Here is a 25954-nt window from a genome sequence, read left to right on the forward strand (position 1 = left end):
ATGCAGGACGAGTTCAACGACCCGCTCTGGCGCCAGGTCGTCTCCGGCGCGCAGATGCTCTTCGTGGCATTCGGCGCGCTGGTGCTGATGCCGCTGATTACCGGCCTCGACCCCAACGTTGCGCTGTTCACTGCGGGCCTGGGGACTCTGCTGTTCCAGGTGGTCACTGGCCGTCAGGTGCCGGTGTTCCTCGCCTCCAGTTTTGCCTTCATCACCCCCATCATTCTCGCCAAGGGCCAGTTCGGCCTGGCCGAGACCATGGGCGGGGTAATGGCGGCCGGGTTCGTCTACACCTTCCTGGGCCTGGCCGTGAAGATCAAGGGCACCGGCTTCATCGACCGCCTGCTGCCGCCGGTGGTGATCGGCCCGGTGATCATCTCGATCGGCCTGGCGATGGCGCCGATTGCTGCCAACATGGCCATGGGCAAGGCCGGCGACGGCGCCGAACTGCTGCCCTACAGCACCGCGATGATGATCTCGATGCCAGCGCTGCTCACCACCCTCATCGTGGCGGTGTTCGGCAAGGGCATCTTCCGCCTGGTGCCGATCATTGCCGGGGTGCTTGTGGGCTTTGGCCTGTCGTTCTACTTCGGTGTGGTCGACACCGCCAAGATCGCCGCCGCCCCCTGGCTGGCCCTGCCGCACTTCACCGCGCCGGCCTTCAACTGGCAGGCGATCCTGTTCATCGTACCGGTGGCCCTGGCCCCGGCGATCGAGCATATCGGCGGCGTGATTGCAGTGGGCAGTGTGACCGGTCGCGACTACCTGAAAAAGCCCGGCCTGCACCGTACCCTGCTGGGTGACGGCATCGCCACCACCACCGCCGGCCTGTTCGGCGGCCCGCCCAACACCACCTACGCCGAAGTGACCGGCGCGGTGATGCTGACCAAGAACTACAACCCCAAGATCATGACCTGGGCGGCCGTGTTCGCCATCAGCCTGGCCTTCGTCGGCAAGTTCGGCGCGTTGCTGCAGAGCATTCCGGTGCCGGTGATGGGCGGCATCCTGTGCCTGCTGTTCGGCTCGATCGCGGCAGTGGGCATGAACACCATGATCCGCCACAAGATCGACCTGAGCGAAGCGCGCAACCTGGTGATCGTCTCGGTGACCCTGGTGTTCGGGATTGGCGGTGTGCTGGTCGGCACCGGTACCGGCCCGGACGACTGGGGCCTGAAGGGTATCGCTCTGTGCGCCGTGGTGGCCATTGCGCTCAACCTGCTGCTGCCGGGCAATGACGGCTGGAAGAACAAGGTGCTGGACGACCATTTGCCTTGATCTGAAACGCTTCGCCGGCAAGGCCGGCTCCTACAGGGGTTCGCGCAAACCTGTAGGAGCCGGCCTTGCCGGCGAACGCTGCACTACCTAACCCGCCTGCTCACACAACTGCGTAAGCGCCTCCACCCACTGCGGGTGATCATTCAGGCACGGCACCAGCACCAGCTCTTGCCCGCCCGCCTCGACAAACTGCTCGCGCCCGCGATCGCCGATTTCTTCCAGCGTCTCGATGCAGTCGGCCACGAACGCCGGGCACATCACCAGCAGCTTCTTGACGCCTGCCTTGCCCAGCTCGTCCAGGCGCGCCTCGGTGTAGGGTTCGATCCACTTGGCCCGGCCCAGCCGCGACTGGAACGACACCGACCATTGGCCCTCGGCCAGGCCCATCTTCTGCGCGAACAACTGTGCCGAACGCAGGCACTGCGCGCGATAACACACCGCCAGCACCTCGGGCGAAGCGTTGCGGCAGCAGTCGGCATTCTGGAAACAATGCGAACCGGTAGGGTCGAGTTTCTTCAGGTGCCGCTCGGGCAAACCGTGAAAGCTCAGCAGCAGGTGATCGAAGCCCTGCTCCAGGTACGGCCTGGCACTGGCCACCAGCGCGTCGATGTACAGCGGCTGGTCATAGAACGGACGCAGCACCGGCATCTGCAATGCCAGCTTGTGCTCGGCCACCACGGCCTTGGCCTGCTCGATCACGGTGGTCACGGTGCTGTCGGCAAACTGCGGGTACAACGGCGCCAGGGTCACCTTGGTGACGCCCTGGCCGGCCAGACGCTGCAACACCGTGGACAGCGAAGGCTCGCCATAGCGCATGGCGATTTCCACAGGCCCGTGGGCCCAGTGCGCGCCCATGGCCTGCTGCAGGCGCCGGGTCAGCACCACCAGCGGCGAGCCTTCCTCCCACCAGATGGAAGCATAGGCGTGGGCCGACTGCTCCGGACGCTTGATCAGGATCAGCGAGACCAGCAGGCGACGCACCGGCCACGGCAGGTCGATCACATACGGGTCCATCAGAAACTGGTTGAGGTAACGACGCACGTCGGCGACGGAAGTGGAAGCCGGTGAACCCAGGTTGACCAGCAGCAGAGCATGATCGGTCATGCAACATCCTTTTCAGAGGCGCGCGGACAAGTCATCCAGCGCCGATTGCACATCGTTGTAACGGAACGTGAAGCCTGCCGCCAGCAAGCGCACCGGGCGCGCCCGCTGGCCACCCAGCAGCAATACCGACAGTTCGCCGAGCCCGGCGCGCAGTACCAGCGCCGGCAACGGCATGAACGCCGGGCGGTGCAGCGCGCGCCCCAGGCGTCGGGCAAATTCACGGTTGCGCACCGGCTCCGGCGCGCAGGCATTATAAGGACCGCTGGCATCCTCGCGCTGCAACAGAAAATCAATCAGGGCGATTTGGTCGTCCAGATGGACCCACGGCATCCACTGGCGACCACTGCCAATCGGCCCGCCCAGCCCGAGCTTGAACGGCAGGCGCAGGCGCGACAAAAAGCCGCCCTCGGCCGCCAGCACCAGCCCGGTACGCACCAGCACCACCCGCATGCCCAGGGCCTCGGCGCGCAGCGCGGTTTCTTCCCAGGCAATGCACAGTTGGCTGGCAAAGTCCTCCTTGACCGGCTGCGACAGCTCGGTCAGCTCGCGCTCACCACCATCGCCATACCACCCCACCGCCGACCCCGAGATCAGCACCGCAGGGCGCTGCTGCCGGCCTTGCAGCCAGGCGATCAACTGCTCGGTGAGGGTGATGCGGCTAGCCCATAGCAGCGCGCGTCGGTGCGACGTCCAGGGGCGATCGGCAATCGGCGCACCGGCCAGGTTGACCACGGCGTCCACCGGCTCCTCGCCCAGTTCGTCGAGCCGGGCAATGCCGCGCACCCCTGCCCCGCACACCTGAGCGACCTGCGCCGGACGCCGGCTCCACACCGTCAGGCGGTAACCCTTGTCCAGCCAGAAGCGGCAAAGGTGTCTGCCGATCAGGCCCGTACCACCGGTCAGCAATATATGCATGGCTGTGTCCTCACATGGCGCGCGCTGGTCTATTTTTAAGTTCAAGGCACTTTTTTGACCGAACGCTCTCGGATAAACATAGGCCAACCTGCAACGTCGAGCGGAATCATCTTATACAAGCTGGAGATATTGTACAGGCTTGTCGGGCAGCGTAGGCTGTTTCCAAAAGGTTCGAAGAGGCCATCATGACTGTTCCTATCGCAATCATCGGTGCCGGCATCGCCGGCCTGTCCGCCGCCCAGGCCCTGCAGAAGGCCGGGCACACCGTGCACCTGTTCGACAAGGGCCACGGCAGTGGCGGACGCATGGCCAGCAAACGCAGCGAAGCCGGCGCCCTGGACCTGGGCGCGCAGTACTTCACGGCCCGCGACCGACGTTTCGTCGAACAGGTCCAGGCCTGGCAGGCCAAGGGCTGGGCGGCCGAATGGAAGCCGCAATTGTACAACTACCGCGAAGGTCAGCTGACCCCCTCGCCGGACGAGCAGATCCGCTGGGTGGGTGTACCGCGCATGAGCGCCATCACCCGCGGCCTGCTCAAGGATGTCACCGTCAACTTCAATTGCCGCATTGCCGAGGTGTTCCGCGGCAAGCAGTACTGGCACCTGCAGGACACCGAGGGCGGCAGCCACGGGCCGTTCAGCCGCGTCATCATTGCGGTGCCGGCGCCCCAGGCCACGCAGCTGCTCAGCGCCACCACCAAGCTGGCCGGCATGGCCGCCAGCGTGCAGATGGAGCCCACCTGGGCCATTGCGCTGGGCTTCGATACTCCCCTGGACACCCCCATGCAGGGCTGCTTCGTGCAGGGCTGCGACCTCGACTGGCTGGCGCGCAACCGCAGCAAGCCCGGGCGTGACGAAAAACTCGACACCTGGGTTCTGCACGCCACGGCCAGCTGGAGCAAGCAACACATCGACCTGTCGCGCGAGGCCGTGATCGAGCACCTGCTGGGCAACTTCGCCGAACTGGTGGGCTGCGCCGTGCCGGCCCCCACCTTCACCCTGGCCCATCGCTGGTTGTATGCCCGCCCGAGCAGCAGCCATGAATGGGGCGCCCTGGCCGATGCCGACCTGGGCCTGTACGCCTGCGGCGACTGGTGCATGTCGGGGCGCGTCGAGGGCGCATGGCTCAGCGGCCAGGAAGCGGCGCGGCGCCTGCTCGAACACCTGGAATGACCCCTGCACCGGCTGAAGCTGTACAGAACATTTGACTTGTACAACGCGTTATCTATGATGAGCGAAGCTGTACATAATTTTGTTTCTGTACAAATTTCAGTCGAGAGCGACCATGGCGGCCACCAGACCAAAGATTGCCATCAGTGCATGCCTGACCGGCGAAGAGGTCCGCTACAACGGCGGGCACAAGGCCTCGCGCCTGTGCAATGAAGTGCTGGCCGAGCACTTCGACTTCATCGGCATCTGCCCCGAGGTCGCCATCGGCCTGGGCACACCTCGCCAGGCCATCCGCCTGACCGGTGACCCGGCCAACCCCAGGGCCGTGGGTAGCCGCGATGCCAGCCTGGACGTCAGCCAGGCACTGGATGCCTACGGCGCAGAAATGGCCGGGCAACTGACCGACATCTGCGGCTACATCTTCATGCAGAAATCGCCATCCTGCGGCCTGGAACGGGTCAAGGTGTACCAGGCCAACGGCTACCCGGCCACCGAAGGCGGTCGCGGCCTGTACGCCGCACGGTTCTGCGCCCAGCGCCCCGACCTGCCGGTCGAAGAGGATGGCCGGCTGTGCGATCCGGTACTGCGGGAAAACTTCATCACCCGCGTGTATGCCTACGCCGACTGGCAGCAATTGCTGGCAGGCGGGCTCAGTCGTCATGCCCTCATCGCCTTCCACTCGCGCTACAAGTACCAGTTGATGGCGCACAACCCCCAGCAGTACAAGGTGCTGGGCAAGTTGCTGGGCAGCATGCAGCGCCAGGACGACCCCACCCAGATCGGCCCACGGTATTTCAGCCAGCTGATGAGCGCCCTGAGCCGCTGCGCCAGTCGCGGCACCCACGGCAACGTGCTGATGCACCTGAGCGGCTACCTGCGCCGGTTTCTCGACCCCCGCGACAAACAGGAAATCCGCGCCCTGATCGAGCAGTACCAGGCCGGCATCGTCCCGCTGGTGGTGCCGCTGACCCTGCTCAAGCACCACCTGCGCCGCCACCCCGATCCCTACCTCATGCAGCAGGTCTATCTGCAACCGCACCCGGAAAACCTGAGCCTGCGCAATGCCATCTGAAGACGACCTGCTGCCCATTCGTGAAGTCACCCGCCTGACCGGGGTCAACCCCGTGACCCTGCGCGCGTGGGAGCGTCGCTACGGGCTGATCGTGCCGCAGCGCACCGGCAAGGGTCACCGGCTCTACAGCGCCGCACACGTGCAGCGCATCCAGCAGATTCTGCAATGGCTCAACCGCGGTATCGCGGTGGGCCAGGTCAAACCGCTGCTCGACACCTCCCCAGCAGTGCAACCCGCACCCGGCAACGACGACTGGCACACCCTGCGCCTGCAACTGGTCGACTGCATCGCGCAACTGGCCGAACGCCGACTCGACCAGCTGTTCAACCAGGCCATGGCCCTCTACCCCGCCGCCACCCTGTGCGAGCAACTGTTGCTGCCGTTGCTGCAAGAACTCGACACCCGCTGGCACGGGCACTTTGCCGCCCGCATGGAGCAGGTGTTCTTCCATACCTGGCTGCGCAGCAAACTTGGCGTGCGGGTGTATCACAACAATCGTCAGCTGAACGCCGCGCCCGCCCTGCTGGTCAACGCCTCGGCCCTGCCATTCGACCCGCAGCTGTGGCTGTGCGCCTGGCTGCTCAGTGATGCCGGCTGCGCGGTCGAGGTATTCGACTGGCCGCTGCCACCTCGAGAGCTGGCGTTTGCCGTGCAGCAGCTCAAACCCTGTGCGTTGGTGATGTGCCTGAACGCGGCGCTCGATCCGCGTGAACTGCAGCGCAGCCTCAATGCGATCGATCTGCCGACCCTGCTGCTGGGCAGCATGGCCGCGCTCTACAAGGAGCATGCCGAGGCGGCGGGCCTGCAGGCAGGCAACGTGCAACTGCCGTCCTCTGTGGTGGCGCTGCCCGCCCTGTTGCTGGGCCTGCTGGCCACCTGACGTCTCCCCCACATTCACAGGATTTCGTATGCAACTGATCTGGCTGCGCAACGACTTGCGCGTTCACGACAACACTGCGCTGGCCGCTGCCTGCTCGCGCGGCCCCACCCTGGCGGTGTGGCTGGTAAGCCCCGGGCAGTGGCTCGCCCACGACGACGCCCCGTGCAAGGTGGACTTCTGGCTGCGCAACCTGCACAGCCTGCGCCAGTCACTGGACGCCCTGAACATTCCCCTGCTGATTGTGCATGCCGACCAGTGGGCCGATGCACCTCGGGTGCTGCTCGCGCTGTGCAGGCAACATGCGGTCAGTACCGTGCACCTGAACGAGGAATACGGGGTACACGAACAACGTCGCGATCAGGCCGTGCAGCAGGCATTGCGCCAGGCCGACATCCAGGTGCACAGCTACCTGGACCAGTTGCTGTTCAAGCCCGGCAGCATCCTGACCCGCAGCGGCGGTTACTTCCAGGTGTTCAGCCAGTTTCGCAAGGTGTGCTACGAACGCCTTCACCTGGGGCTTCCCTCACGGGTATCGGCGCCGGCAGCCCAGGCCCGGCTGGCCATTGCCAGCGACACCGTCCCCACCCAGGTGGCCGGCTTCGAGACACCGCCCGACGCGTTGCGCACGCTGTGGCCGGCAGGCGAGGATGAAGCCGCGCGCCGCCTGGCGCGCTTTGTCGACGAGGCCATTGAGGATTATCCGGTACAGCGCGACCTTCCTGCCGTACCTGGCACCAGCCAGCTGTCGGCCTACCTCGCCGCCGGGGTGATCTCCCCCCGCCAGTGCCTGCATGCCGCCCTGGCCTGCAACTTCGGCGAATTCGACAGCGGGAATGCCGGCGCCATCACCTGGATCAACGAACTGCTGTGGCGCGAGTTCTACAAGCACATTCTGGTGGGCTACCCGCAGGTTTCCCGCCACCGTGCCTTCAGGTCACATACCGAAGCCCTGCCCTGGCGCAACGCGCCACAGGACCTGCTGGCCTGGCAACAGGGCTGCACCGGCATCCCTATCGTGGATGCGGCCATGCGCCAGTTGCTCGCCACAGGCTGGATGCACAATCGCCTGCGCATGGTCACGGCCATGTTTCTGACCAAGAACCTGCTGATCGACTGGCGTGAAGGCGAACGCTTCTTCATGCGCCACCTGATCGACGGCGACCTGGCCGCCAACAACGGCGGCTGGCAGTGGAGCGCCTCGACCGGTACCGACGCCGTGCCCTACTTTCGGATCTTCAATCCGGTGAGCCAGTCGCAACGCTTCGACCCTGCAGGGCGATTTCTGAAGCACTGGCTGCCTGAACGCGGCAAACTGGACCACAAGGCCGTCCATTTACCCAATGTCCAGAACGATTTGTTTGCAATAGATGTCTATCCTCATGCAATTGTAGACTTAAGTTCTAGTCGCCAACGCGCACTGGATGCGTTCAAACACTTACCTAAACGCAACGATTGAGGAAAGGATCTTGAGCAGTGATCGACCTCGGCGCATCTGGATTACCGGTGCCAGCAACGGACTTGGGCATGCCTTGGCAGAGGCGCTGCTTGAACAGGGCTGCAAGGTGGCGCTCAGTGTTCGCAATCGCGACGATGCACACCCCCTTGAGACCGACTATCCCGGTAGGGTCCTTGTACTTGCCGGCGACCTGCACCAGTTGCCGCAGGCCAGGCGCGCCTGCGCCACCCTGACCGAACAATGGCAGGCCATCGACGGCCTGATCGTCAACGCCGGCACCTGCGACTACCTGCCGTTGCCGATTACCCAGACACTGCTGCAGGACGTGGTGCGAAGCAACCTGGCCGCCGCCTCGCACTGCCTCGATGGCGCGCTCCCCCTTCTGGACAAGGGGCGCGCCCCGCAGGTGGTGGGGATTCTCAGTGCGTACTCTGCCCTGCAGCTGGGCGAGCCCGGCCAGCCGCGGCGCCCTGCCAACAGCATCGCGTCACTGTTCGAAGACGCCCGCCCCCTGCTGGTCGCACACGGCATCGACCTGACCATCGTGGCCCCTCAGACACCTGCACAGGCCATGAACACAGCCACTGCCATCTCGGATGAGTGGGACGCCAGTTCGGCTGCCAGCGCCATCCTGCAACGCCTGGGCGAACGTCCGCAGCAGTTGACCCTGCAGGCGCTGGCGGTCAATGAGCTGTGGCCGCTGCCAAAATGAAAAAAGGCCCTGACGCAAGTCAGGGCCTTTTTCGTGGTGCAGGGTACCGGCCGACCGTCAGAGCGGCATGCGGTAGTGCAGCGAATAGCTTTCCACGCCATCGTTGGGGCTTTGCAGGCCCGCGTTCGAATAGTGGATGGCGCGCACGCCTACCTCGTGTCCGCCCGCGAAGCGCAAGCCGAACCCGATGCGGTCTTCGAACTGGAACGACGAGCCGAGCTTGTTGGTTTCAAGCTTGGTGCTGGAGAAGGCCGCTACACCGATACCCGCCTCGATGTAGGGTTTGACCGACTCACCGGCGAACTCGTAGACGAACACGGGCGCGAACGAGAGGCTGTGGTTGCTGGAAGTCTTGTCGCCGTCCCAGTAGGTGTAGGCACCGTCCCAGTAGCCGGTCACGCGGCCGACGCTGGTCTGCCACCAGCTGGCGTCCCAGTTGGACTGCAGCCCAAGGCGATAGACCATGGTCGAGTCACCGGTCTGCCCTACGGAAAACGAGGCGTCAGCGGCGTTTGCGGTGAAAGAGTGCCCCAGGGTAACGGCTGCAATCGCAGCCAAGCAAAGCAGTTTCTTCATGAGAAACGTCCCTTTTCCTAAATGCTGTTGTGGTTTTGTGTCTCATCAGACGATTGAATAGAAATCGGCAGTAGTACGATAGTTCAGGAAAAAAATGCATTTTTCACAGTTTTTTTACAAGTCGAAGCTTCGCACACTGTCAGATTTATTCCACAACATCGGCAGAATCTTTACCAAATGTGCCGGACTGCCGCTGGTCCAGAACTGCGCAGGCTGCGCCGGGCCGTGGGCCAGCTGGTCCCGTTCACCCAGCAAACGCTGGAGTTGCCGGGCCACGGCAGCGCCGGTATCGATGATGGCCACGGCAGGCGGCACCATGTGCGCCAGCAGCGGTTTCAGGAAGGGGTAATGGGTGCAGCCCAGGATCAGGGTGTCGCAGCCGGCGGCCAGCAGCGGCTCGACATAGCCCTGCAGCAACTGGCGCAGCGCGGGGCTGTCCAGGTCGCCCGCCTCGATCAGTTCCACCAGCCCCGGACACGGCTGGGTAACTACACGAACGTCGCTGGCAAAGCGGTCCAGCAACGCGGCGAACTTGGCGCTCTGCAGGGTGCCGGTGGTTGCCAGCACCCCTACCACACCGCTGCGGGTGGCCGCTGCCGCCGGCTTTACCGCCGGCTCCATGCCCACCAGCGGCCAGTGCGGGTAGCGCTCGCGCAGATCGGCCACCGCCGCCACGGTGGCGGTGTTGCAGGCCAGCACCATGGCCTTGGCGCCCTGTTGCTGAAAGAACTCCGCTACCAGGCGGCAGCGCTGGCGGATGAACTCGGGCGACTTCTCGCCATAGGGAATATGCCCGCAGTCCGCCACATACAGCAGCGACTCGTCGGGCAGCAGGCGGCTGATTTCCGCCAGCACCGACAGGCCGCCCACGCCGGAATCGAACACCCCGACCGGCGCTTCATGCATGGCCGGCGCCACACACGCTGCAGGCCGGGTCGCGCTTGACCCGCAGCTCGCGAAACCGCGTTCCCAGGGCATCGACGAGCAGCAGGCGACCCACCAGCGGCTCGCCAAACCCGGCCAGCAGCTTCAAGGCCTCCAGCGCCTGCAGGCTGCCCACCAGGCCTACCAGCGGGCCGAGCACACCGGCTTCGCTGCAGGTCAGCTCGGCTTCGCTGCCATGCCCGTACAGGCAGTGGTAGCAGGGGCTGAGCGGGTTGCGCGGATCGAACACCGACAGCTGGCCTTCCAGGCGAATGGCCGCACCGCTGACCAGCGGCTTGCCGGCCGCGACGCAGGCAGCGTTCACCGCCTCGCGGGTGGCAAAGTTGTCACAGCAGTCCAGTACCAGGTCGACCGCCCCCACCGCCTGGGCCAAGGAGTCGTCATCCAGGGCCTGGCGATGGGCAACCAGGGCGACCTGCGGGTTGATCGCCTGCAGCCGGGCCATGGCCGAATCGACCTTGCTCAGGCCCACGGCGGCCGTGTCGTGCATCACCTGGCGTTGCAGGTTGGTCAGGTCGACCGTGTCGAAGTCGGCCAGGTGCAGCTCGCCGACCCCGGCCGCCGCCAGGTACAGCGCCACCGGCGAACCCAGGCCGCCCAGGCCGACGATCAGTACCCGGCTGCCCTTGAGGCGCAACTGCCCGTCGATATCCACCTGGGCCAACAGGATCTGCCGGCTGTAGCGCAACAGCTCCTCGTCGTTCAGCATGCCAGGCGCCCGAGGCTGATGCGCTCATGGCCGCCAAGGTCGGTGCGGCTCTGGATCTGCTCGAACCCGTGTCGCGCCAGCAGTTCGCGCACCGCTGCAGCCTGGTCATAGCCATGTTCCAGCAGCAGCCAGCCGCCGGGCAGCAGGTGCTGCGGGGCCTGTGTGATGATCTGGCGCAGGTCGTCGAGCCCGTCGCTGCCGGCCACCAGCGCACTGCTGGGCTCGAAGCGCACGTCGCCGGCCGCCAGGTGCGGGTCCTGCTCGGCGATGTAGGGCGGATTGCTGACGATCAGCGCAAAGCGCTGCCCTTGCAGGGCGTCGAACCAGTGGCTGGCAAGCACCTTGGCGTTGTCCAGCTGCAAACGCTGGCGGTTGCGCTCGGCCAGGGCCACGGCTTCGGGCACCCGGTCGACGGCCGTCACCTGCCAGCCGCCGCGCTCGCTGGCCAGGGCCAGGGCGATGGCGCCGCTGCCGGTGCCCAGATCGAGCACCTGCAATGGCGTTGCCGGCAGCAGCTCAAGGGCGACCTCCACCAGCAGCTCGGTGTCCGGCCGCGGGATCAGCGTGTGCGGGGCCACCTCCAGGTCCAGCTTCCAGAAACCCTGCTGGCCGAGGATATAGGCCACCGGCTCGCCTTCGCTGCGTCGCTGCAGGTAGGTGGCGAAGGTTGCGGCCGCTTCGCTGCTGACGATGCGCTCGGGCCAGGTGTGCAGGTAGCTGCGCGATTTGCCGATGGCCGCAGCCAGCAGCAGCTCGATATCCAGGCGCGCGGTGGGCGAGTCGGGTAGCTGCGCCCCGCGCAGCAGGCTGGCAATGATGGTCATTTACTCACCCAGTGCGGCCAGTTGATCGGCCTGGTATTCGGACAGCAGCGGCTCGATGATCGCATCGACGCCGCCCGCCAGTACTTCATCCAGCGAGTACAGGGTCAGGTTGATGCGGTGATCGGTCACCCGGCCCTGTGGATAGTTGTAGGTACGGATACGCTCGGAGCGGTCACCCGAGCCCACCAGCAGCTTGCGCTCGCTGGCGATCGCGTTCTGCGCGGCACTGGTCTGCATGTCGTTGAGCCTGGCCGACAGCCAGGACATCGCACGGGCGCGGTTCTTGTGCTGCGAGCGCTCTTCCTGGCATTCGACCACGATGCCGGTGGGCAAGTGGGTGATGCGGATGGCCGAGTCGGTCTTGTTCACGTGCTGGCCGCCCGCGCCGGAGGAGCGGTAGGTGTCCACCCGCAGGTCGGCCGGGTTGATCTCGATGGCCACCTGCTCGTCGGGCTCGGGCAGCACCGCCACGGTGCACGCGGAGGTGTGGATGCGGCCCTGGGACTCGGTTTCCGGCACCCGCTGCACGCGGTGTGCGCCAGACTCGAACTTGAGCTTGCCGTACACGCTGTCGCCCTCGACGCGGGCGATGATTTCCTTGTAGCCGCCGTGCTCGCCCTCGTTCTCGGAGAGGATTTCCAGGCGCCAGCCGCGACGCTCGGCATAACGCGAGTACATGCGGAACAGGTCGCCGGAGAAGATCGCCGCCTCGTCGCCACCCGTGCCGGCACGGATCTCGAGGAACACGTTGCGCCCGTCGTTGGGGTCCTTGGGCAGCAGCATGCGTTGCAGTTGCCCTTCGATAGCGGCCAGTTGCTCCTTGGCCTCGCGCACTTCCTCGACCGCCATTTCGCGCAGGTCCGGGTCGCTGTCCTTGAGCAAGGCCTGGGCGCCCTCCAGGTCAGCCTGCACCTTGCGCCACTGCGCGTAGGTCTGTGCCACGGGCTCGACCTCGGCATATTCGCGCGAGTAGGCACGAAAGCGCGTCTGGTCCGAAATCACTTCGGCGTCACCCAGCAGGGCGGTCAATTCCTCGAAACGGTCCTGGAGCGTGTCCAGTTTATTCAGCAGCGACGCTTTCATTGCGGGGTTTTATCCGTGGAGCCCTCGTTGAGGGCAAAGAGTTCCTGGGCCATGGCCAGCGCATCGAGGCGGCCTTCGGCAGACAGCTTTTTCAGTTGCACGCTCGGCGCGTGCAGCAACTTGTTGGTCAGGCCGCGGGCCAGCTGCGCCAGCACCTCTTCGGCGTTGCTGCCGTTGGCCAGCAGGCGCTGGGCCTTTTGCAGCTCTTCGTCGCGCAGGCGCTCGCTCTGCTGGCGGTAGGCCTTGAGCACATCCACCGCAGCCAGCTCGCGCAGGCGCAGCATGAAGTCCTCGGCGCCCACGGTGACCAGCTCTTCGGCGGCCTGGGCGGCGCCCTGGCGGCTCTTGAGGTTTTCGGCCACCACATCGTGCAGGTCGTCGACGGTGTACAGGTACACGTCGTCCAGCTCGCCCACCTGCGCCTCGATGTCGCGGGGCACGGCGATGTCGACCATGAAGATCGGCTTGTGCCGACGCTGCTTGAGCGCACTCTCGACCGCGCCCTTGCCCAGGATCGGCAACTGGCTGGCGGTGGAACTGATCACGATATCGCTGTTGACCAGCTCCTGCGGGATGTCCGACAGCAGCACCGCATGGGCACCGAACTGCTCGGCCAGGGTGCTGGCGCGCTCCAGCGTGCGGTTGGCCACCACGATGCGGCGCACGCCCTGCTCGTGCAGGTGTCGCGCCACCAGCGTGATGGTTTCGCCGGCACCGATCAGCAGGGCCTGGCTGCGGCCCAGGTCGCTGAAGATCTGCTTGGCCAGGCTCACGGCGGCAAATGCCACCGACACCGGGTTTTCACCGATGGCGGTATCGGTACGCACCTGCTTGGCGGCGCTGAAGGTCGCCTGGAACAGGCGCCCCAGCAGCGGGCCGATGGTGCCGGCCTCGCGCGCCACGGCATAGGCCGATTTCATCTGGCCGAGGATCTGCGGCTCGCCCAGCACCAGCGAGTCGAGCCCGGAGGCCACCCGCATCATGTGCCGCACGGCGCCATCATCTTCATGGATATAGGCGCAGGCGCGCAGTTCATCCAGGCTCAGCTTGTGATAATCGGCCAGCCAGCGCAGTACGCTGTCCGCCGCCAGGTGATCCTGTTCGATGTACAGTTCGCTGCGATTGCAGGTCGAAAGGATCGCAGCTTCGCGGCTGGCGGTCAGTCGACACAGCTGCTGCAAGGCTTCGACCAGCTGCTCGGGCGTAAACGCCACGCGCTCGCGTACGTCTACCGAGGCAGTCTTATGGTTGATACCGAGGGCAAGAAAGGCCATTCAAGGTCGCTGATTGTGACGAGAAGCCGATAATTGTCCTACTTCGCCGGATAGAGAACAACCACCGCTCGTTATTGTCTCTTATAGTCTGTATCCAAAAGCCCCATCGACGATGGGTTTGCCATGATCCTTGTGTCATGATGATCCGACCGCAGGTAAGCCGCCCAAATCCTCCCTATGAATAGATCTTCCGCGTTATTCCTCGCCTTTGCCTTGCTCCAGGGTTGCCAGACGCTGACCCCGGGCGCCCGGGACGCCACGGCGCCTGCCGACGATGCGGCCACGGTCGCTGAGGCCAAGAAGCCCACGGTGTACGGCTCGTTCACCCAGGACACGGTATACAGCCTGTTGACCGCCGAGCTCGCCGGGCAGCGCAACCGCTTCGATATCGCTCTGGACAACTACGTCACCCAGGCGATCAAGACCCAGGACGCGGGCATTTCCGAGCGGGCATTTCGCATTGCCGAGTACCTGGGCGCCGATCAGGCCGCCCTCGATACCGCACTGATATGGGCCAGGAACGACCCCGAGAACCTCGACGCACAACGCGCCGCCGCCATCCAGCTGGCGCGCAGCGGACGCTATGACGATTCGATGGTGTTCATGGAGAAGGTGCTGCAGGGTCAGGGCGACACGCATTTCGACTTTCTCGCGCTGTCGGCGGCCGAAACCGACCAGGACACCCGCGACGGCCTGCAGAAAAGTTTCGACCGCCTGCTGGTCAAATACCCCGACAACAGCCAGCTGGTGTTCGGCAAGGCCCTGCTGCTACAGCAGGACGGCAAGTCCGAGGCCGCCCTGGCGCTGCTCGAAGCCCACCCGCCGGCGGACGGTGAAATTGCCCCGATCCTGTTGCGTGCGCGCCTGCTGCAATCGCTCGACCGTGGCCCCGAAGCCCTGCCGCTGCTGCGCAAGGCCATCGCCCGCAACCCCGACGACAAGCGCCTGCGCCTGACCTACGCGCGCACCCTGGTGGAGCAGGACCGCATCGACGACGCCAAGGTCGAGTTCGCCAACCTGCTGCAGCAATACCCCGAAGACGACGAACTGCGCTATTCGCTGGCGCTGGTGAGCATCGAGGCCAAGGCGCTCGACGAAGCCACCAGCTACCTGCAGGAACTGATCGAGCGCGACAGCCACGTGGATGCGGCGCACCTGAACCTGGGGCGCATCTTCGAAGAGCGCAACGATTCCGAAGCAGCCCTGACCGAGTACGCCCTGGTCGGCCCTGGCAACGACTACCTGCCCGCGCAACTGCGCCAGGCCGACATCCTGATTGCCAACGGGCGCACCGACGAGGCCAGCCGGCGCCTTGCCGAAGCCCGCGAGGCGCAGCCGGACTACGCGATCCAGCTGTACCTGATCGAGGCCGAAACCCTTGGCAACAATGACAAGGACGCCCAGGCCATGCAGGTGTTGCAGGCAGCGATCCGGCAGTACCCGGACGACCTGAGCCTGCTGTACAGCCGTGCCATGCTCGCCGAGAAGCGCGACGACCTGGCCCAGATGGAAAGGGACCTGCGCAGCATCCTGCAACGCGAACCGGAAAACGCCATGGCGCTCAATGCGCTGGGCTACACCCTGGCCGACCGTACCACCCGCTATGCCGAAGCCAAGGGCCTGATCGAGAAAGCCCTGCAGATCAACCCCGAAGACCCGGCCGTGCTCGACAGCCTGGGCTGGGTCAACTACCGCATGGGCAACCTGGACGAGGCCGAGCGCCTGCTGCGCCAGGCCCTGGAGCGCTTCCCCGACCACGAGGTCGCGGCGCACCTGGGCGAAGTGCTGTGGGCCAACGGCAAGCGTCGTGAAGCCCGCCAGGTTTGGGCCAAGGCCTTCGAAGGCCAGCCCGACAGCCCTATTCTGCGCAAGACCGTCTTGCGCCTGACCGGATCCGAGACTCTATAAGCTTATGTTACTGCGCCATTTCATCACCTTCAGCCTGATCGCCGTGCTTGCCGGCTGTTCCAGCTTCGGCTCCCGCGAGGCCGTGCAGGGCCAGGGCAACGCGCAACTGTGGCGTGAACACAAACAGCAGTTGAGCACCCTCGACGGCTGGCAGATCAACGGCAAGGTGGGCATCCGCGCACCGAAAGACTCCGGCAGTGGCACCCTCTTCTGGCTGCAACGCCAGGACTACTACGACATTCGCCTGTCCGGCCCGCTGGGTCGCGGCGCCGCACGGCTTACCGGCCGTCCGGGCCAGGTGGTGCTGGAAGTGGCCAACCAGGGCCGTTTCGAGGCACAAAGCCCGGAAAGCCTGCTGGCCGAGCAACTGGGCTGGGAACTGCCGGTATCGCACCTGGTGTGGTGGGTACGCGGCCTGCCCGCCCCCGACAGCAAGAGCCAGCTGACCCTGGACGGCGACAGCCGCCTGGCCAGCCTCAAGCAGGACGGCTGGAGCGTCGAATACCTGAGCTACACCGAACAGAACGGCTACTGGCTGCCCGAGCGCCTCAAGTTGCACGGTCAGGACCTCGACGTGACCGTGGTGGTCAAGGAATGGCAACCGCGCCAGCTGGGGCATTGATGATGAGCCGATTGACCCTGCCGGCCCCGGCCAAGCTCAACCTGATGCTGCACATTCTCGGCCGCCGCGACGACGGCTACCACGAGCTGCAGACGCTGTTCCAGTTTCTGGACCATGCCGACGAACTGAGTTTCGACCTGCGCGACGACGGCCAGGTCATCCTGCACAGCGACCTCAAGGATGTGCCCCACGAGAGCAACCTGATCGTGCGCGCCGCGCGCAAGCTGCAGCAACTGACCGGCTGCCCCCTGGGTGTGGACATCTACCTGAAAAAGGTACTGCCCATGGGCGGCGGCATCGGCGGTGGCAGTTCGGATGCCGCCACCACCCTGCTCGGTCTCAACCACCTCTGGCAGCTTGGCTGCAGCGAAGACCAGCTGGCCGAGCTGGGCCTGACACTGGGCGCCGACGTGCCGGTTTTCGTGCGCGGGCACGCGGCGTTTGCCGAAGGCGTGGGCGAGAAGCTCACCCCCGTCGACCCCGAGGAACCCTGGTACGTCGTGCTGGTACCGCAAGTATTTGTAAGTACAGCAGAAATTTTTTCGCATCCGTTGTTGACACGTAATTCACCGCCCATTAAGATGCGCCCCGTTCCCAAGGGAAACAGTCGTAATGACTGCCAACCGGTAGTAGAGCAGAGTTACCCGGAAGTACGTAACTCACTGAATTTACTAGGTAAATTCACGGATGCTAGGCTAACCGGAACTGGAAGTTGTGTGTTTGGGGCCTTCCCAAGCAAAGCTGAAGCTGATAAAGTTTTGGCCCTTCTTACAGAGACCCAAACAGGGTTTGTGGCTAAAGGAAGCAACATCTCAATGTTGCATCGCACGCTGCAAGGTCTGCTCTAGGAATCGAGTATCAGGTACTCGCAGCAACAGATACAGGGGCGTCGCCAAGCGGTAAGGCAGCAGGTTTTGATCCTGCCATGCGTTGGTTCGAATCCAGCCGCCCCTGCCATTTTCCTATACTCATCCAGGTATACCCTCAGCCTTCAGGTACTGCGCGTGTCCAAGATGATGGTCTTTACGGGGAACGCTAACCCCGATCTGGCTCGGCGTGTCGTACGTCAGCTGCATATCCCTCTCGGTGACGTCTCTGTCGGTAAGTTCTCCGACGGCGAAATCAGCACTGAGATCAATGAAAATGTTCGTGGTAAAGACGTTTTCATTATTCAGCCGACTTGCGCGCCAACCAACGATAACCTGATGGAACTGGTAGTGATGGCCGATGCCTTCCGCCGCTCCTCAGCGTCTCGAATCACTGCCGTGATTCCTTACTTCGGATATGCCCGCCAGGATCGCCGTCCGCGTTCGGCGCGTGTAGCTATCAGCGCCAAAGTGGTTGCCGACATGCTCACCGTCGTCGGGATCGACCGTGTTCTCACCGTCGACCTGCACGCTGACCAGATCCAGGGTTTCTTCGATATTCCGGTAGATAACATCTACGGCTCCCCCGTTCTGGTGGATGACATCGAAGACCAGCGTTTCGAGAACCTCATGATCGTGTCCCCGGACATCGGCGGCGTCGTGCGTGCACGTGCTGTTGCCAAGTCCCTGGGCGTCGATCTGGGTATCATCGACAAACGCCGCGAGAAGGCCAATCACTCCGAAGTGATGCACATCATCGGCGACGTCGAAGGACGTACGTGTATTCTCGTCGACGACATGGTCGACACCGCCGGCACCCTGTGCCACGCGGCCAAGGCCCTGAAAGAACACGGCGCGGCAAAGGTTTACGCCTACTGCACGCACCCTGTCCTGTCGGGTCGTGCGATCGAGAATATCGAAAACTCCGTGCTGGACGCACTGGTGGTGACCAACACCATCCCGCTGTCCGCTGCAGCACAAGCCTGTGACCGTATCCGTCAACTGGATATCGCACCGGTCGTGGCCGAAGCGGTTCGCCGCATCAGCAACGAAGAATCGATCAGCGCGATGTTCCGCTGAGGGCCTGGCCCTCGCGAGATCACGTTGACGTAAAGCGCCCCGCCCCAGCACTGGTTGTTGGGGCGGGGCTTTTTTGCCCTCCCCGGTTTGGCGCTGGTCGCAAACGCCGCCGGGGTCTGGCTATTTTGGAGAAACAACATGACTGATTTCACTCTGAACGCCCAAGCGCGTACCGACCTGGGGAAAGGTGCGAGCCGCCGCCTGCGTCGTCTCGCCGCCCAAATCCCTGCCGTTGTCTACGGTGGCGATAAAGAAGCGCAATCCCTGACCATCGTGGCCAAGGAAATTGCCAAGCTGTTCGAAAACGAAGCTGCCTTCAGCCACGTGATCGAACTGAACGTTGACGGCACCAAGCAGAACGTCATCGTCAAGGCCCTGCAGCGTCACCCAGCCAAGCAGTTCATCATGCACGCCGACTTCGTGCGCGTTGTTGCTGGCCAGAAACTGACCGCTATCGTTCCTGTGCACTTCGTCAACGAAGAAGCACCGGTCAAGAAAGGCGGCGAAATCTCCCACGTAGTGTCGGAGATCGAAGTTTCCTGCGAAGCCAAAGACCTGCCTGAGTTCATCGAAGTCGACCTGGCCAAGGCCGAAATCGGCACCATCATCCACCTGTCGGACCTCAAAGCTCCGAAAGGCGTAGAGTTCGTCGCTCTGGCCCACGGTGATGACAAGGCTGTTGCAAACGTTCACGCTCCGCGTGTTGCGCCTGAAGCAGAAGGCGCTGCCGAGTAATCCACTCGACACGCCGGCGTTGACCGGGTTGCAGCCCCGCGCTGCAACCCACAACTCCAAGGAAGAGCCCCTGACGTGACCGCCATCCAACTGATCGTCGGCCTGGGAAACCCCGGCCCCGAATACGAACAGACCCGGCATAACGCAGGGGCTCTTTTCGTGGAACGCATTGCCAGCGCCCAGCGCGTCAACCTGACCGCTGACCGCAAGTATTTCGGCCTGACGGCTAAATTCAGCCATCAGGGCCAGGACGTTCGTCTGCTGATCCCCACCACCTACATGAACCGCAGCGGCCAGGCCGTTGCTGCACTGGCGAACTTCTTCCGCATCCCGCCAGATGCCATCCTGGTGGCCCACGACGAACTCGACCTGCCCCCCGGCGTCGCCAAGCTCAAGAAAGGCGGCGGCCATGGCGGGCACAACGGCCTGCGCGACATCATCGCGCAGCTGGGCAACAACAAAGACTTTCACCGTCTGCGGCTTGGCATCGGCCACCCGGGTGACAGCACCAAGGTGTCCGGTTTTGTCCTTGGCAAGGCGCCCCGCGCCGAGCAGGAAAAACTCGATGCCAGTATCGATTTTGCCCTCGGCGTGCTGCCGGACATCCTCGCCGGCGATTGGACGCGTGCGATGAGAGAGCTGCACAGCCAAAAGGCCTGACTCCACGAAGAGGGATTCACCATGGGTTTCAATTGCGGCATCGTCGGCCTGCCCAACGTCGGCAAGTCCACCCTGTTCAACGCCTTGACCAAATCCGGCATCGCGGCAGAAAACTTCCCCTTCTGCACCATCGAGCCGAACAGCGGCATCGTGCCGATGCCCGACCCACGTCTGGATGCCCTGGCTGCGATCGTCAAGCCCAACCGCGTGCTGCCGACCACCATGGAGTTCGTCGACATCGCCGGCCTGGTGGCAGGTGCGTCCAAGGGTGAAGGCCTTGGCAACAAGTTCCTGGCCAACATCCGTGAAACCGATGCCATCGCCCACGTGGTCCGCTGCTTCGAAGACGAGAACGTGATTCACGTCTCCAACAGCGTCGACCCCAAGCGCGACATCGAGATCATCGACCTGGAACTGATCTTCGCCGACCTGGACAGCTGCGAGAAGCAACTGCAGAAGGTCGCGCGCAACGCCAAGGGCGGCGACAAGGATGCCCTGACACAAAAGGCCATCCTCGAGAAGTTGATTGCGCACTTCACTGAAGGCAAGCCGGCGCGCAGCCTGATGAAGACCATGGCCGACGACGAGAAGGCGCTGGTACGCGGTTTCCACCTGCTGACCAGCAAGCCGGTGATGTACATTGCCAACGTTGCCGAAGACGGCTTCGAAGACAACCCGCACCTGGACGTGGTCAAGGCCATTGCCGAGGAAGAGGGCGCGATCGTGGTACCGGTCTGCAACAAGATCGAAGCCGAGATCGCCGAGCTGGAAGACGGTGAAGAGAAGGACATGTTCCTCGAAGCCCTGGGCCTCGAAGAGCCAGGCCTGAACCGCGTGATCCGTGCCGGTTACTCGCTGCTCAACCTGCAGACCTACTTCACGGCCGGCGTGCAGGAAGTGCGGGCCTGGACCGTTCGCGTGGGTGCCACCGCGCCTCAGGCGGCCGGCGTGATCCACACCGACTTCGAAAAGGGCTTCATCCGTGCCGAAGTGGTCGCCTACGACGACTTCATCCAGTACAACGGTGAAAGCGGCGCGAAGGAAGCCGGCAAATGGCGTCTGGAAGGCAAGGACTACATCGTCAAGGATGGCGACGTGATGCACTTCCGCTTCAACGTCTAAGCCCCGAGCCGGGTCGCCACGACGCCCGACGCACACCAAACCCCTTGAGCGTTTACGCCTCAGGGGGTTTTGTTTTTACCGGTGTCGGTCACGCCTTCGGGTGACATGCCAAGACTTCCGGGCAAAAAGCCGGATAATGGCGGCCAATTCGTTTCGCACTTTCAGCACGGTATTCCCGCATGGAAATCAAGGTCAATTTTCTCGACAACCTTCGACTTGAAGCCAAGTTCGATGACTTCACGGTGGTGGCCGACCAACCCATCCGCTACAAGGGCGATGGTTCGGCACCCGGCCCGTTCGACTATTTCCTGGCCTCCTCGGCCCTGTGCGCGGCCTACTTCGTCAAGCTGTACTGCGAAACGCGCAACATCCCCACCGACAACATTCGCCTGTCGCAGAACAACATCGTCGACCCGGAAAACCGCTACAACCAGATCTTCAAGATCCAGGTCGAGCTGCCGGCCGACATCTCGGCCAAGGACCGCCAGGGCATCCTGCGCTCCATCGACCGCTGCACCGTGAAGAAGGTGGTGCAGACCGGTCCCGAGTTCGTGATCGAGGAAGTCGACAACCTCGATGCCGACGCCCAGGCCTTGCTGATGCTGGACGCCCAGGCGCAGACGCGTACCGTGATCGCCGGCAAGGACCTGCCGCTGGAACAGACCATCGCCAACATGTCGGGCATCCTCGCCAGGCTGGGGATGAAGATCGAGATCGCCTCGTGGCGCAACATCGTGCCCAACGTCTGGTCGCTGCACATCCGCGATGCGCATTCGCCCATGTGCTTCACCAACGGCAAGGGCGCAACCAAGGAAGGCGCACTGGCCTCGGCACTGGGCGAGTTCATCGAACGCCTTAACTGCAACTTCTTCTACAACGACCAGTTCTGGGGCGAGGACATCGCCAACGCCGACTTCGTGCACTACCCCGACGAGCGCTGGTTCAAGCCGGGCCGCAAGGACGCGCTGCCGGCCGAGATCCTCGACGCCCACTGCCGCGAAATCTACAACCCCGACGGCGAACTGCGTGGCTCGCACCTGTACGACACCAACTCGGGCAACACCGAGCGTGGCATCTGCGCCCTGCCCTTCGTGCGCCAGTCCGATGGCGAGGTGGTGTACTTCCCGTCCAACCTGATCGAAAACCTGTACCTGAGCAACGGCATGAGCGCCGGCAACACGCTGGCCGAGGCGCAGGTGCAATGCCTGTCGGAGATCTTCGAGCGCGCGGTCAAGCGCGAGATCCTCGAAGGCGAGCTGGCCCTGCCCGACGTGCCGCAGGACGTCATCGCCAAGTACCCCGGCATCCTCGCCGGCATCCAGGGCCTGGAGGCCCAGGGCTTCCCGGTGCTGGTCAAGGATGCGTCGCTGGGCGGTGAGTTCCCGGTAATGTGCGTGACCCTGATGAACCCGCGCACCGGCGGCGTGTTCGCCTCGTTCGGCGCGCACCCAAGCCTTGAAGTGGCGCTGGAACGCAGCCTCACCGAGCTGCTGCAAGGGCGCAGCTTCGAGGGTCTGAATGACCTGCCGCAGCCGACCTTCGAAAGCCAGGCGGTGACCGAGCCGAACAACTTCGTCGAGCACTTCATCGACTCCAGCGGCGTGGTGTCGTGGCGCTTCTTCAGTGCCAGGGCCGACTTCGAGTTCGTCGAGTGGGACTTCTCCGGCCAGGGTGAAAACTCCAACGCCGAAGAAGCTGCCACCCTGTTCGGCATCCTCGAAGGCATGGGCAAGGAAGTGTACATGGCGGTGTACGAGCACCTGGGTGCCACCGCCTGCCGCATCCTGGTACCAGGCTACTCGGAGATCTACCCGGTCGACGACCTGGTGTGGGACAACACCAACAAGGCGCTGCTGTTCCGTGCCGACATCCTCAACCTGCACCGCCTGGACGATGACGCCCTGCAAGCGCTGGTCGAGCGCCTAGAAGACAGCGAACTGGACGACTACACCGACATCACCACGCTGATCGGCATCGAGTTCGACGACAACACGGTGTGGGGTCAGTTGACCATCCTGGAGCTCAAGCTGCTGATTCACCTGGCGCTGGAGCGTTTCGAGGAGGCCAAGGATCTGGTGGAGACCTTCCTGCAGTACAACGACAACACCGTCGAGCGCGGGTTGTTCTACCAGGCGTTGAACGTGGTGCTGGAAGTGGTGCTGGACGACGAGATGGCGCTTGAAGACTACGCCGTCAACTTCCGGCGCATGTTCGGGGACGAGCGCATGGATGCCGTACTGGGCTCGGTGGATGGCAGCGTGCGTTTCTACGGCCTGACCCCCACCAGCATGAAGCTCGAAGGTCTGGACCGTCACCTGCGCCTGATCGACAGCTACAAGAAGCTGCACGCGGCACGTGCCCGTGCGGTAGCGGGCACACGCTGATACAACGCCGATCCTGCAGGCCATGGCCTGCAGGATCGGCGTTGCCAGGCTTGTTCGTTCGCCAACAGGTCGCGGTGGCGGCCAACAAGCCTCAAGCGATCACCCCAGTTCGTTGCGCAACAAGCGGGCAGCACTCACCATGTTCGCCAGCGCCGCCTCGGTTTCCGGCCAGCCGCGGGTCTTCAGGCCGCAGTCCGGGTTGACCCACAGGCGCTCGACCGGAATGCGCCGGGCAGCCTTGCGCAGCAGCTCGGCCATTTCCGAAGCCTCCGGCACCCGGGGCGAGTGGATGTCGTAAACCCCCGGGCCGATCTCGTTCGGGTAGTGGAAGGCTTCGAATGCCTCCAGCAGTTCCATGTCCGAACGCGAGGTTTCGAGCGTGATCACGTCGGCATCCATGGCGGCAATCGATTCGATCACATCGTTGAACTCGCTGTAGCACATGTGGGTGTGGATCTGGGTTTCGTCGCGCACGCCCGAGGCGCACAGGCGAAACACTTCGGTAGCCCAGTCCAGGTACTGCTGCCACTGCGCCCGGCGCAGCGGCAGGCCCTCGCGAAACGCCGCCTCGTCGATCTGCACGATCTTGATGCCGGCCGCCTCCAGGTCCACCACTTCATCGCGGATGGCCAGCGCCAGTTGCCGCGCCTGCACCTCGCGCGACACATCTTCACGCGGGAACGACCACATCAGCAGGGTCACCGGCCCTGTCAGCATGCCCTTCATCACCTTGTCGGTCAGGCCCTGTGCGTAGCGGATCCACTCCACCGTCATGGCATGCGGTCGACTCAGGTCGCCGAAGATCACCGCCGGTTTCACACAGCGCGAACCGTAGCTCTGCACCCAGCCGAAGCGGGTGAACACGTACCCATCGAGCTGCTCGGCAAAGTACTCGACCATGTCGTTGCGCTCGGCTTCACCGTGCACCAGCACGTCCAGGCCCAGGCGCTCCTGCACCTGCACGGCGTGGCGAATCTCGCTGTGCATCGCCTCCACGTATTGGCCCTCGCTCAGCTTGCCCTGCCTGAACGACTGGCGTGCCAGGCGAATGGAACCGGTCTGCGGGAACGAACCGATAGTGGTGGTCGGCAACAGCGGCAGGTTCAGGCGGGCACGCTGGCGGGCGATTCGCGTGGCAAAGGGCGAGTGGCGCTGGCTGTCCTTCTCGCTGATGGCTGCCACACGGGCCTGCACCGCCGGCTTGTGGATGCGCGTGGAGGCAGCGCGGCTGGCCTGCACTGCACGGCTGCGGGCCAGGGCCTGCACCACCGGGGCCGCCTCGGGCTGGTCGAGGGCATGGGCCAGGATCGCGACTTCCTCGCACTTCTGCACGGCAAAGGCCAGCCAGCTCTTGAGCTCGGCATCGAGCGTGTCTTCACGGCCCAGGTCTACCGGGCTGTGCAGCAGCGAGCACGACGGCGCCACCCACAGGCGCTCGCCCAGGCGTTCATGGGCGTGCTGCAGCACGGCCAGGGCCTTGTCCAGGTCGCAGCGCCACACGTTGCGGCCGTTGACCACACCCAGCGACAGCACCTTGTAGGCCGGCAGGCGGTCGAGAATGGTCGGGTACTGCTCGGGGGCGCGCACCAGGTCGATGTGCAATCCGTCGACCGGCAGGTTGGCCGCCAGCCCCAGGTTCTCCTCCAGGCCACCGAAGTAGGTGGCAACCAGCTTTTTCAGCGGGTCGCGCTGGATCAGGTTGTAGGCACGCTCGAAGGCGTTCTTCCACGCCTGCGGCAGGTCCAGCGCCAGGATCGGCTCGTCGATCTGCACCCACTCCACACCCTGTGCAGCCAGGCGCTGGAAAATCTCGCCGTACAGCGGCAACAGGCGCTCGAGCAGCTCGAGCTTGTCGAAGTCGCCGCCCTTGGTCTTGCCCAGCCACAGGTAGGTCAGCGGGCCAATCACCACCGGCTTGACGTCGTGGCCCAGGGCCCTGGCCTCGGCCACTTCCTCGAACAATTGTTCCCAGCCCAGGCCGAACTGCTGGTCGGCGCTGAATTCAGGCACCAGGTAGTGGTAGTTGGTGTCGAACCACTTGGTCATCTCCTGGGCATGCGCACCGCCACAACAGCTGTCGCTGACGCCACGCGCCATGCCGAACAGGGTCTGCAGGGTGGCCTTGCCGTGCTGCGGGCGAAAGCGCTCGGGCACCACGCCGAACATCAGCGAATGGGTCAGTACCTGGTCGTACCAGGCAAAATCGCCCACCGGCAGCAACTGGATGCCGGCCTGGCGCTGCAGGGCCCAGTGGGCCTTGCGCAGTTCGCTGCCCACAGCACGCAGGCCCGCCTCGTCGAGCTCGCCTTTCCAGAACGCTTCCTGCGCCTTTTTCAGTTCGCGGTCGCGACCGATACGGGGGAATCCGAGTGAGTGGGCCAATGCCATGACAATGCTCTCCTTAGGGGGTGATGGCAGCCATTGTCGTCAGGGCCGCAGAATGAGACAAACTCATTTGATTTCACATCAAATCAAGTTCTGCTCATGTAAAGACATCGACAGCGCTGCGCCTGGAGGCGCAACCGGCTGGCCGGCCAGGGTTGCGAGGCCCCTGATCTGCGCCTAAGGTCAAACGACCCCGAA

Annotated in this window: 23 protein-coding genes and 1 tRNA gene; 15 read left to right on the plus strand and 9 right to left on the minus strand. The window is 64.1% G+C overall.

From position 1 onward, the window contains the following. Positions 1 to 1275 carry a uracil-xanthine permease family protein gene (locus NP552_RS21605; RefSeq protein ID WP_043864342.1) on the plus strand — a complete coding sequence of 425 codons (1275 nt, stop codon included), beginning with the start codon at positions 1 to 3 and terminating at the stop codon, positions 1273 to 1275. Between the two features lie 87 nt (positions 1276 to 1362). Here NP552_RS21605 and hemH read toward each other — a convergent pair whose 3' ends face one another. Both hemH and NP552_RS21615 read right to left on the minus strand, forming a co-directional pair. Beyond that, entirely contained in the window at positions 1363 to 2379 is a 1017-nt protein-coding gene (hemH, locus tag NP552_RS21610) for a ferrochelatase (protein ID WP_043864341.1), read from the minus strand. Between the two features lie 12 nt (positions 2380 to 2391). Further along, positions 2392 to 3294, minus strand: coding sequence for a TIGR01777 family oxidoreductase (locus NP552_RS21615; RefSeq protein WP_043864340.1), 903 nt, complete (start codon positions 3292 to 3294; stop codon positions 2392 to 2394). A gap of 185 nt (positions 3295 to 3479) precedes the next feature. Here NP552_RS21615 and NP552_RS21620 point away from each other — a divergent pair, with 185 nt between their 5' ends. The 5 genes from NP552_RS21620 to NP552_RS21640 all read left to right on the plus strand — a co-directional run bounded on the left by NP552_RS21620 (position 3480) and on the right by NP552_RS21640 (position 8583). Further along, the gene (locus NP552_RS21620) at positions 3480 to 4466 is read left to right on the plus strand and encodes an NAD(P)/FAD-dependent oxidoreductase (protein ID WP_043864339.1); all 987 of its coding nucleotides are present in this window, start codon (positions 3480 to 3482) and stop codon (positions 4464 to 4466) included. 112 nt (positions 4467 to 4578) lie between these two features. Then, complete coding sequence (locus tag NP552_RS21625) at positions 4579 to 5535, plus strand: YbgA family protein (protein ID WP_054916238.1); 957 nt, start codon at positions 4579 to 4581, stop codon at positions 5533 to 5535. Then, positions 5525 to 6415 carry a MerR family transcriptional regulator gene (locus tag NP552_RS21630; RefSeq protein ID WP_274097141.1) on the plus strand — a complete coding sequence of 297 codons (891 nt, stop codon included), beginning with the start codon at positions 5525 to 5527 and terminating at the stop codon, positions 6413 to 6415. The genes NP552_RS21625 and NP552_RS21630 overlap by 11 nt, the downstream gene beginning before the upstream one ends. A gap of 28 nt (positions 6416 to 6443) precedes the next feature. Further along, a complete protein-coding gene (gene phrB, locus NP552_RS21635) occupies positions 6444 to 7871 on the plus strand; it encodes a deoxyribodipyrimidine photo-lyase (protein WP_274097142.1) in 1428 nt (475 codons plus the stop codon). Positions 7872 to 7881: 10 nt separating this feature from the next. Beyond that, a complete protein-coding gene (locus NP552_RS21640; RefSeq protein ID WP_274097143.1) occupies positions 7882 to 8583 on the plus strand; it encodes an SDR family NAD(P)-dependent oxidoreductase in 702 nt (233 codons plus the stop codon). A gap of 57 nt (positions 8584 to 8640) precedes the next feature. Here NP552_RS21640 and NP552_RS21645 read toward each other — a convergent pair whose 3' ends face one another. From NP552_RS21645 to hemA, 6 genes are all read right to left on the minus strand, one after another. Continuing rightward, entirely contained in the window at positions 8641 to 9159 is a 519-nt protein-coding gene (locus NP552_RS21645; protein WP_043864335.1) for an acyloxyacyl hydrolase, read from the minus strand. A gap of 114 nt (positions 9160 to 9273) precedes the next feature. Continuing rightward, entirely contained in the window at positions 9274 to 10065 is a 792-nt protein-coding gene (murI, locus tag NP552_RS21650; protein WP_274097144.1) for a glutamate racemase, read from the minus strand. Next, entirely contained in the window at positions 10058 to 10813 is a 756-nt protein-coding gene (locus NP552_RS21655) for a molybdopterin-synthase adenylyltransferase MoeB (protein ID WP_054916242.1), read from the minus strand. Before NP552_RS21655 ends, murI begins: the two co-directional genes overlap by 8 nt. Beyond that, complete coding sequence (gene prmC, locus NP552_RS21660; RefSeq protein WP_058540645.1) at positions 10807 to 11637, minus strand: peptide chain release factor N(5)-glutamine methyltransferase; 831 nt, start codon at positions 11635 to 11637, stop codon at positions 10807 to 10809. Before prmC ends, NP552_RS21655 begins: the two co-directional genes overlap by 7 nt. After that, positions 11638 to 12720, minus strand: coding sequence for a peptide chain release factor 1 (prfA, locus tag NP552_RS21665; protein ID WP_054916244.1), 1083 nt, complete (start codon positions 12718 to 12720; stop codon positions 11638 to 11640). It lies immediately after the preceding gene. After that, positions 12717 to 13994: a glutamyl-tRNA reductase gene (gene hemA / locus NP552_RS21670; protein WP_043864331.1), complete on the minus strand. Its 1278-nt coding sequence runs from the start codon at positions 13992 to 13994 to the stop codon at positions 12717 to 12719. Before hemA ends, prfA begins: the two co-directional genes overlap by 4 nt. A 177-nt stretch (positions 13995 to 14171) precedes the next feature. Between hemA and NP552_RS21675 the strand changes: the two genes are divergently transcribed. From NP552_RS21675 to NP552_RS21715, 9 genes are all read left to right on the plus strand, one after another. Continuing rightward, on the plus strand, positions 14172 to 15902 hold the full coding sequence (locus tag NP552_RS21675) for a tetratricopeptide repeat protein (RefSeq protein ID WP_054916245.1): 1731 nt from the start codon (positions 14172 to 14174) through the stop codon (positions 15900 to 15902). Between the two features lie 4 nt (positions 15903 to 15906). Next, positions 15907 to 16524, plus strand: a complete 618-nt coding sequence (gene lolB, locus NP552_RS21680; RefSeq protein WP_043864329.1) for a lipoprotein insertase outer membrane protein LolB — start codon at positions 15907 to 15909, stop codon at positions 16522 to 16524. Beyond that, the gene (ispE, locus tag NP552_RS21685; RefSeq protein ID WP_043864328.1) at positions 16524 to 17372 is read left to right on the plus strand and encodes a 4-(cytidine 5'-diphospho)-2-C-methyl-D-erythritol kinase; all 849 of its coding nucleotides are present in this window, start codon (positions 16524 to 16526) and stop codon (positions 17370 to 17372) included. Before lolB ends, ispE begins: the two co-directional genes overlap by 1 nt. Before the next feature lie 34 nt (positions 17373 to 17406). Then, positions 17407 to 17481, plus strand: a tRNA-Gln gene (locus NP552_RS21690). Between the two features lie 47 nt (positions 17482 to 17528). Beyond that, positions 17529 to 18470 (plus strand): ribose-phosphate pyrophosphokinase, encoded by a 942-nt coding sequence (locus NP552_RS21695; protein ID WP_010225730.1) that lies wholly within the window; start codon positions 17529 to 17531, stop codon positions 18468 to 18470. A gap of 138 nt (positions 18471 to 18608) precedes the next feature. Then, on the plus strand, positions 18609 to 19205 hold the full coding sequence (locus tag NP552_RS21700; protein ID WP_043864327.1) for a 50S ribosomal protein L25/general stress protein Ctc: 597 nt from the start codon (positions 18609 to 18611) through the stop codon (positions 19203 to 19205). Positions 19206 to 19280: 75 nt separating this feature from the next. Next, entirely contained in the window at positions 19281 to 19865 is a 585-nt protein-coding gene (pth, locus tag NP552_RS21705) for an aminoacyl-tRNA hydrolase (RefSeq protein WP_043864326.1), read from the plus strand. 21 nt (positions 19866 to 19886) lie between these two features. Further along, entirely contained in the window at positions 19887 to 20987 is a 1101-nt protein-coding gene (ychF, locus tag NP552_RS21710) for a redox-regulated ATPase YchF (RefSeq protein WP_274097145.1), read from the plus strand. Between the two features lie 179 nt (positions 20988 to 21166). Next, the gene (locus NP552_RS21715) at positions 21167 to 23371 is read left to right on the plus strand and encodes an OsmC domain/YcaO domain-containing protein (protein ID WP_274097146.1); all 2205 of its coding nucleotides are present in this window, start codon (positions 21167 to 21169) and stop codon (positions 23369 to 23371) included. A gap of 99 nt (positions 23372 to 23470) precedes the next feature. Here NP552_RS21715 and metE read toward each other — a convergent pair whose 3' ends face one another. Beyond that, positions 23471 to 25759, minus strand: a complete 2289-nt coding sequence (gene metE, locus NP552_RS21720) for a 5-methyltetrahydropteroyltriglutamate--homocysteine S-methyltransferase (RefSeq protein ID WP_274097147.1) — start codon at positions 25757 to 25759, stop codon at positions 23471 to 23473. Positions 25760 to 25954 lie beyond the last annotated feature (195 nt).

The sequence above is a fragment of the Pseudomonas sp. 8209 genome (genome assembly GCF_028682105.1).
GTDB classification, from domain to species: domain Bacteria; phylum Pseudomonadota; class Gammaproteobacteria; order Pseudomonadales; family Pseudomonadaceae; genus Aquipseudomonas; species Aquipseudomonas palmensis.

Excerpts from the sequence above, each read along its gene's own strand:
- NP552_RS21675 (WP_054916245.1), top strand. The coding sequence starts at position 14,172 with ATGAATAGATCTTCCGCGTTATTCCTCGCCTTTGCCTTGCTCCAGGGT.
- NP552_RS21655 (WP_054916242.1), bottom strand. The coding sequence starts at position 10,813 with ATGCTGAACGACGAGGAGCTGTTGCGCTACAGCCGGCAGATCCTGTTG.
- NP552_RS21715 (WP_274097146.1), top strand. The coding sequence starts at position 21,167 with ATGGAAATCAAGGTCAATTTTCTCGACAACCTTCGACTTGAAGCCAAG.
- lolB (WP_043864329.1), top strand. The coding sequence starts at position 15,907 with ATGTTACTGCGCCATTTCATCACCTTCAGCCTGATCGCCGTGCTTGCC.
- phrB (WP_274097142.1), top strand. The coding sequence starts at position 6,444 with ATGCAACTGATCTGGCTGCGCAACGACTTGCGCGTTCACGACAACACT.
- NP552_RS21620 (WP_043864339.1), top strand. The coding sequence starts at position 3,480 with ATGACTGTTCCTATCGCAATCATCGGTGCCGGCATCGCCGGCCTGTCC.
- NP552_RS21630 (WP_274097141.1), top strand. The coding sequence starts at position 5,525 with ATGCCATCTGAAGACGACCTGCTGCCCATTCGTGAAGTCACCCGCCTG.
- NP552_RS21615 (WP_043864340.1), bottom strand. The coding sequence starts at position 3,294 with ATGCATATATTGCTGACCGGTGGTACGGGCCTGATCGGCAGACACCTT.
- hemA (WP_043864331.1), bottom strand. The coding sequence starts at position 13,994 with ATGGCCTTTCTTGCCCTCGGTATCAACCATAAGACTGCCTCGGTAGAC.
- NP552_RS21700 (WP_043864327.1), top strand. The coding sequence starts at position 18,609 with ATGACTGATTTCACTCTGAACGCCCAAGCGCGTACCGACCTGGGGAAA.
- ychF (WP_274097145.1), top strand. The coding sequence starts at position 19,887 with ATGGGTTTCAATTGCGGCATCGTCGGCCTGCCCAACGTCGGCAAGTCC.
- ispE (WP_043864328.1), top strand. The coding sequence starts at position 16,524 with ATGATGAGCCGATTGACCCTGCCGGCCCCGGCCAAGCTCAACCTGATG.
- NP552_RS21625 (WP_054916238.1), top strand. The coding sequence starts at position 4,579 with ATGGCGGCCACCAGACCAAAGATTGCCATCAGTGCATGCCTGACCGGC.
- prmC (WP_058540645.1), bottom strand. The coding sequence starts at position 11,637 with ATGACCATCATTGCCAGCCTGCTGCGCGGGGCGCAGCTACCCGACTCG.
- murI (WP_274097144.1), bottom strand. The coding sequence starts at position 10,065 with ATGCATGAAGCGCCGGTCGGGGTGTTCGATTCCGGCGTGGGCGGCCTG.
- hemH (WP_043864341.1), bottom strand. The coding sequence starts at position 2,379 with ATGACCGATCATGCTCTGCTGCTGGTCAACCTGGGTTCACCGGCTTCC.
- NP552_RS21645 (WP_043864335.1), bottom strand. The coding sequence starts at position 9,159 with ATGAAGAAACTGCTTTGCTTGGCTGCGATTGCAGCCGTTACCCTGGGG.
- prfA (WP_054916244.1), bottom strand. The coding sequence starts at position 12,720 with ATGAAAGCGTCGCTGCTGAATAAACTGGACACGCTCCAGGACCGTTTC.
- metE (WP_274097147.1), bottom strand. The coding sequence starts at position 25,759 with ATGGCATTGGCCCACTCACTCGGATTCCCCCGTATCGGTCGCGACCGC.
- NP552_RS21605 (WP_043864342.1), top strand. The coding sequence starts at position 1 with ATGCAGGACGAGTTCAACGACCCGCTCTGGCGCCAGGTCGTCTCCGGC.